General features: G+C 61.9%; 1 protein-coding gene. It reads right to left on the bottom strand.

All coding sequences use genetic code 11. The annotated features are described in order from the left end of the window. A partial coding sequence (locus ACWJKU_RS19925) for a TraM recognition domain-containing protein (protein ID WP_454148518.1) occupies positions 1 to 2,282 on the bottom strand: 2,282 nt, incomplete at both ends.

Raw genomic sequence — 2,282 nt, 5'->3', positions numbered from 1 at the left:
CTTCGGGAATGTCGATGCGATCAGGCTCGGGCGGGTCGATGTAAGTCGTCTCCCGAGCAATCGCGCCCCGCGTCTCTTGGATGCGATCCTCGGTGTCCCATTTGTCCTCAAGGCTGGCGAAAGCCTCGCCAGATGCCACCACCTCCATCTCAAGCAGCTTGTCGCGGTCGGCGATGGAAAGCTCTTCCTCCCATTCTTCCTCGGACGGCATGTCGTCGAGCATGAACAGGTGTTGCCGAAGGATCGGCAGAGCCTTGTCACGGAAGGCTTCGCTGTCGGCATCCGTCAGAACGATATTTGTCGTCACCGCCTCGGCGCTGATGATGATTTCGTCATCGTCCTCGGCCATCTTGTACGGTGTCGCGGACGTGTAGGCGGACTCCCCTTCCCCCTTCGGCTGGCTCAGCACGAGGTCGGCCACGTCAAGCAGCGCCTTCGTCGCTGCGGCTTGCTGGAGGCCAAGCGGATCGCCCGGATCGGTGGCGGCAACCGCGCTGGTCGTTGGCGCGGGCTTGGCTGGGGTCAGGTCGGTGCTTTCCACGGGCTGCGTCGCGCTGCTGCCGCCTGCCGCTGCCTTCGGCTGCGTGCTGGCCGGAATCTGCGCTCCACCGGAGATGAACCATCCCATCACCGCGAACGATGCGTCGAGCCGCCCGAGACGCGGACGCTCCGGGTCTTCGTAGTTGCGCTCGAACGCCGTGTGCATGGAGGCGAGAATCGGGTCGCCCTTCACCGCGCTGCGCACGGTTTTCGGGAACGAACCGTCGATCATGCTCTTCATCAACGCTTCGACCGCCTTGCGGTTCTGCGGCAGGTCGGACGGTTCGGGTGCTTCCACCGGCAAGAAATCGTTGATGCGCATTTCCTTGGGTGCTGGGCCTGCGGTATAGAAGCCCATCCCCCGGATCACGCGCACCCCGCCCGTCTGCCCATTGCGCTCCTTCTTGCCGATGAGGAACGTGAATTCACCGTTCTCCTGCATCGCCAGATCGTCGTAGTCGAGGCGAGCGCGACGCTCGATGGAGATGTTGTCCTGCTGACGGAAAACCTCATTGACCCCGCCCGGACGGCGCTCGAACCCCGCCATGCGGGCTTCTTCGCCTTCGCCGGAAGCACCTTGGATGCGCTCCCATGTCTCGGAGCGTTGCCCCGAGGTGATGCGCCCGATTGCCCGGATGTTCGTGTTTTCCCATGTGGCGTCCGCTTCCTCCGCACTCGACTTCTTGAGGGACGAGAAGTCCTGCGCCGCGAAGATCACGGAGAAGCCCAGCGAACGGGCCTGCGCCGGGGCCACGGCGAAGCCGATCACCGCGTAGTAGCCGTATTCGTCGAGGATCGTGTAGAACGGGAACGACGCATTGGTCGGACGGCTGTCGATGATCTCCCGCACCACGCCTTCCACGCGGTTGCCGAGGCAGCCCGCCATCATCTGCTTGATGCTGCCCACGATCATCTTGCCCAGCATTCTCATGCTGTCCGGGGCGCGTTCCAGCGCCGGGAGCAGGACGACAAGCAGGCGTCGGTTGATAACCACGTCGAAGAAGTCCACGTCCCCGACCTTGGTCTTGAATATATGCCCGTAGTTGAAGGTCAGGTCGTTGAAGATGCGGGTAAGCTGCATGACGATGTAGCCGTGCTGCTCCAGCGTCTTCGTCTCCTGCTTCTTCATCTTCGTCTTCTGATAGCCCGGAAGGGTCACGAGGTATGAGCGCAGTGGAGCCACGATCACGTCGAACATGTCCCCATACTTGCCGTTGTGCTCCCAGACCAGTTCCTCGATCACGTTGAGTTCGAAGTATTCGAGGTACTTTTCCGGCGACAGGTTGATATAGCCCTTGTCGCGCAGGTAGATCAGCGGGCGCGTCAGGGCCGCCACGAACGAGATCGCCCGCCCCTTCCACATGTCGCCACCGCCACCGGAGTCGTCCATCAGCGACACGATCAACTCGATCAACATGCCCGATGAGGTGTTCCCCATGATGTTCATGTTGTTCGTCACCTTGTCGGGCTGCTTCTCCACGAAGTCGCGCCCGGAGGTGATGAAGTTGATGATGAGCAGATCGTCCTCCCGCCCCAGATACCGCGACAGGCGGAAGATTTCCTTCTGGAGCTTGGGATCGCCCTTGCCGTCCACGTAGATGAAGCCGGTGTTCTGGACAAGTGCGTTGAAGACGAGGCCCAGCAGGAACTCGGTCTTACCGGAGCCGGTGGTGCCGAGCACGAGCATGTGCGTGCGCAGGTCGCTGTCGCCAGCGTAAATCTGCTCCTTCGTCTCCAGATCG

The organism is Methylocaldum sp. MU1018, from assembly GCF_053646775.1.
This window is presented reverse-complemented; position numbering and strand designations above follow the sequence as displayed.